This is a genomic window from Centipeda felix, assembly GCF_900186465.1.
Lineage (GTDB): Bacteria > Bacillota > Negativicutes > Selenomonadales > Selenomonadaceae > Centipeda > Centipeda felix.
In genome coordinates this window covers 1-4,596 of sequence record NZ_LT891943.1, presented here as the reverse complement: position 1 = coordinate 4,596, position 4,596 = coordinate 1, and the positions used below count along the sequence as shown (strand labels likewise).

The window sequence follows — 4,596 nt, the reverse complement described above, 5'->3', positions numbered from 1 at the left end:
GCGGATGAACCTCCCAGCGCTCGGCGGGGCTCCCGCGCCGGGCGGGGGGAAGATGGGGACGGGTTTGAGGGGGCCATTCGGCGCCGTGGCGGGGAGACGATCCTTCGTTCTATTATACACTTCAAGAGGTGAAGAGAAGAGAGGTCCCGCCGCAAGCAGGGCGCAGAGCCCCGCACCGACGGTGTACGGCAGGAGCATCTCGACGTGCGGCCAGCTCCGCGCAGAGAGTCCGCCGACCATCCACATGAGCGCGCTGTGGACGCGGTCGCTGTAGAGAATCATCATGGCGGAGATGCCCGCGCCGAGGAATGCCGAGACGGCGACGCCCGCGAGGATGACGCGCGTCGGTCGGATGCCGTCACGCCACGCGAGGAGATAGATAAGGAGGGCGGCAAACATCGCCCCGCCGAACGCCGCCGGCGTGACGAGCCATGCCGCTCCAGGCAGGACGAGCATGATAAAGATGCCCGCCAGTCCTGCGCCGGAGGAGATGCCGATGATGTGCGGGTCGGCGAGCGGGTTGCGCAGGATCGCCTGCAGGATCGCCCCCGAGAGAGCGAGGTTTACGCCGACGAGGGCAGCAACGATGGTGCGCGGCAGACGGATGTTCCAGAAGATCTGGGCGTGCGCCGTGTCACGCACGCCGCCGAGGGCGGCGGCGATCTCCGCGCAGGGAATGTCCACCGACCCCTTTGCCGTCGATACGATACAGCCGATGACGGCGAGCATGGCAAAGAGCACGAGGACGAGGATGCGTTTTCTCATGGATAGACGAGCCCCGCCATGTACTTCGCCGCCGTGGGGTAGTCAAGCCCGGGGCTGAAGAGGAACATCTCCTGCGGGAGGTAGTAAACTCTGCCCTCACGGATGGCCGTGACGGTCTGCCATGCGGGGTTATCCGCGAACATTGCCTCCATGGACGCGCGGATCTCCGCCTCGTCGCCCATGCTTGTAACAAAGAGGATGTCGGGGTTCTGTGCGACGAGCGTCTCCATGCTGTAGGGGGCGGCGTCGGGGTTCTTGTCAAGGGCAGGCATGCCCGCCGCCGTGTTCTCCCAGCCGAGCATGTTCGCAATGCAGCCCGCGATGCTGCCGTCGAGCTGGACGGAAAGTCCCTGCCCCGTGCTGTGGATGATGGCGACGCGCTTTTTCTCCTGCGGGATGGAGCGGCGGACGGCGTCGAGGTCGCTGTCCATCTTCCGGACGAGCTCCTCCCCCTTTTCCTTCTCCCCCGTGAGCGCGGCGAGGATGCCGATCTCGCGCTTTACGTCATCGTAGCTCTTGCCGTCGAGGACGAGGGTCTTGATGCCGTTCGCATCGAGCGTGTCGATGAGCTTTTCGTTCATGCCGCGATTGAGGAGGACGAGGTCCGGCGAGAGAGAGATCAGCTTCTCTGTGTCGATCTGGTAGGTTTTTCCGATGGAGGGCGCCGCCTTTGCTGCGTCCGGGATCTTCATCTTGGAGTCGGGGCGTCCGACGACCTCGCCGCCGACCGCGTAGAGCGGCGCGATAAAGGAGGCAGAGGTGACGGCAATGCGCGCAGGCTTTCGGTCAAAGCTGACCGTGCGTCCGTTGTCATCCGTCACGGCAGCATACGTGCCGCCCGCTCCGCTGCCCGTAGAGGGGGCGGGCGCACCGCACGCGCTGAGGACGAGGGTGGCGGCGATGAGGAAAATCGTTCCCAATGTTCTCATGTCAGTTCCTCCGTGCAAGAATAGTGGAAAGGTAGTTCAGCGGTTCGCCGCGCTGCGCACCGATGTCGCGGATGATCTTCTCATCGTCGAGCCCTGCACGGCTGACGAGGACGGCATCCTCCGCCATGTGGTTTTCTGCGAGAAGGTCAATGATCTCGGGGAAGTTGCGGTAGACCTTCATGACGACAGCGCTCTGCACGGCGGAGAGAATCTTCTCGATGTCTGCGCGGTCCGCCGTGCCGGGAATGATGGCGAGGATGTCATCGCCCTCCACGATGGGGCGATTGAGACGGCTGCCGATCGCGGCAAAGGCGGGTACGCCCGGGATGGTGACGATCTCGACGTCCTCCTGCTCCATGAGGCGGAAAACGTAGATGTAGGTGCTGTAAAACATGGGGTCGCCGAGGGTGAGGAAGGCGACGTTCTTCCCCGCGTCGAGGAGGGCGAGGATCTCTGCTTTGTTTTCCTCCCATGCTTCGGGATTTTTCGCGAAGTCCTTGACCATGGGGAAGACCTGATAGACGATCTCGACGCCCTCTTTGAGGTAGGGACGGGCGATCTTGAGGGCGACGCTGCCGTCCTTCTTCTCGGTCTTGGGGGCAATGAGGACATCTGCTGCCTCAATTGCCTTGATTGCCTTGACGGTGAGCAGTTCGGGGTCGCCCGGACCGACGCCGATGCCGTAGAATGTGCCGCGCATAAATTTCCTCCCATGATAAAAGCCCGCGCCTTTCTTTTGTCTTGGGCGGTACTTTTCTTTCTTTTCCCACTTGTTCTTATCGGTTCTTCGGTGGAAGTGTGCGAAGAATACAAAAATCCTTCCCCCATAGTACAGAGGAAGGATAATTTTGTCAATATAGAGTGTTCGCCAACAGCCCCGTCTTTGTGCCCCTTCCACCGCTTGCGCGGTCCCCCTTCCCCGTGATAACGGGGAAGGCTTAGGATATGGGCTTGCTTCTCGGACAGGTCAGTAAGCGGCGAGCGCAGCGAGCCGATAGGGGGATATGCAACAGCCCCTTGGACTTTCAGCCAACAGGCGCACGCATTACATCAGCATCGCGAGCATCGCACCTGCGGCGACGGCGGTGCCGATAACGCCGGCAACATTTGGCCCCATGGCGTGCATGAGGAGGTAGTTGCCGGGCTTTGCCTTGATGCCGACGATCTGGCTGACGCGCGCTGCCATCGGAACGGCAGAGACGCCCGCCGAGCCAATGAGCGGGTTGATCTTCCAGCCCGTCGCGCGGCACATGATCTTGCCGAGGACAACACCCGCCGCCGTACCGAAGATAAAGGCGACCAGGCCCAGTCCGATGATCATGAGCGTTTGCTTGACGAGGAAGCTCTCAGCGCTCATCGTGAGTCCCGTGCCGAGCGCGAGGAAGATGGTGACGGTGTTGATGAGCGCATTCTGCGCCGTATCGGAGAGACGATCCGTCACGCCGCTCTCGCGGAAGAGGTTGCCGAGCATCAGCATCCCGAGGAGGGCGGTGATGGACGGCAGGAGAAGGCTGATGAAGATGGTCGAGACGATCGGGAAGGCAATGCGCTCGAACTTCGTGACCTCACGTGCCTGCTCCATGACGACCTCGCGCTCCCGCTTTGAGGTGAGGAGCTTCATGACGGGCGGCTGGATGAGCGGCACGAGGGCCATGTAGGTGTACGCCGCAACGGCAATCGCGCCGAGGAGGTGCGGGGCCATCTTGGAGGCGAGGTAGATGGAGGTCGGGCCGTCCGCACCGCCGATGATGCCGATGGAACCTGCCTCCTGTGCGTTGAAGCCGAGCATCATCGCGCCGAGCAGAGCGACAAAGACGCCGAACTGCGCCGCCGCGCCCATAAGAAGACTCGACGGGCGGGCGATCAAGGGGCCGAAGTCCGTCATTGCGCCGACACCGAGGAAGATGAGCGGAGGGAAGATCTCATACTTGATGCCCATGCCGATCGCGGACATGACGCCAGGCTCCTCAAAGCCGTTGAACGGAATGTTCGCAAGGATACAGCCAAAGGCGATCGGGCTGAGGAGCAGCGGCTCGAAGTCACGGGCAAACGCAAGGTAGAGGAGCACCAGTCCAACGAAGATCATGATGAGGTTGCCGGATGTGAATCCGGAGAATCCACTGCCCTGTACAATCGCCTGCAGGGAGACGGAAAATGCATTGATAAAGTCCATGATGATCCCTCCTTAGCGCATCCCGCGCTCGCGGGCATAACGGCTCCACGAGGGCTGTTCCGCCGGACGCACGGCCTTGATCTGTGCAGGGCTGCAGCCGCAGGCGGCGACGGCGGCGGCGATGACTGCGATGGTCTCCGCGCTGACGCCCTCATCCGCGGCGGCAGGTGCGGCAGCCATAACGGGTGCAGCAGGTGCGGCAGCTGTCTGCGACGGCGCTGCCGGCACTTCCTTTTTCTTGGTTGGATCAATCAGATGGACAAGCTCAATGAGCCCCCACACAGCCGTCAGCACAGCAAAGACAATGACCATGTTGATGACCATAATGACGAAGGGGTTGTCCGTGACCGGTTGATGCATACAATCACCTCATCCTTTTCAGCTGCGCATTTCTCCATAGGAATGCGCTAAATCTAATTCGCTGTTTATTATGCGTCATTTCAAACAATTTTACAAGTTTTATTTCGTTTTGTGAGTGAATTCTCACGTATTCGTGCCGCAATTCACGAGCCGATGTGGCTGCCGCCCCCATCAGCTCGCTGTGCTCGCCACTTCCCCCGCAAGCGAGCTACTATGCCGTGATCCTCCAAAGCCTTCCCCGTTATCACGGGGAGCGGTCAACGTCAGCCAATCACACATCGCTGTCGCTCGTGTTCTTGGGACGTTTTCCCATACGACCTGTTACCCAATCAGCTTCGTCCTGTGGACTTGCTTCTTGGACAGGTCAGC

The 4,596-nt window shown here is 61.1% G+C and carries 5 protein-coding genes; all 5 read right to left on the bottom strand.

Annotated features, from left to right (window positions below):
* Positions 1-765 (bottom strand): iron chelate uptake ABC transporter family permease subunit (locus C1713_RS00025; protein WP_245870857.1); only part of this gene is annotated, 765 nt, incomplete at its 3' end.
* Positions 762-1,694, bottom strand: a complete 933-nt coding sequence (locus tag C1713_RS00020) for an ABC transporter substrate-binding protein (protein WP_102492640.1) — start codon at positions 1,692-1,694, stop codon at positions 762-764. The genes C1713_RS00025 and C1713_RS00020, both read right to left, overlap by 4 nt.
* Position 1,695: 1 nt before the next feature.
* Entirely contained in the window at positions 1,696-2,394 is a 699-nt protein-coding gene (cobI, locus tag C1713_RS00015) for a precorrin-2 C(20)-methyltransferase (protein ID WP_102492639.1), read from the bottom strand.
* A gap of 345 nt (positions 2,395-2,739) precedes the next feature.
* Complete coding sequence (locus C1713_RS00010) at positions 2,740-3,867, bottom strand: sodium ion-translocating decarboxylase subunit beta (RefSeq protein WP_102492638.1); 1,128 nt, start codon at positions 3,865-3,867, stop codon at positions 2,740-2,742.
* Between the two features lie 12 nt (positions 3,868-3,879).
* Positions 3,880-4,227: an OadG family protein gene (locus tag C1713_RS00005; protein ID WP_102492637.1), complete on the bottom strand. Its 348-nt coding sequence runs from the start codon at positions 4,225-4,227 to the stop codon at positions 3,880-3,882.
* Positions 4,228-4,596: the final 369 nt, after the last annotated feature.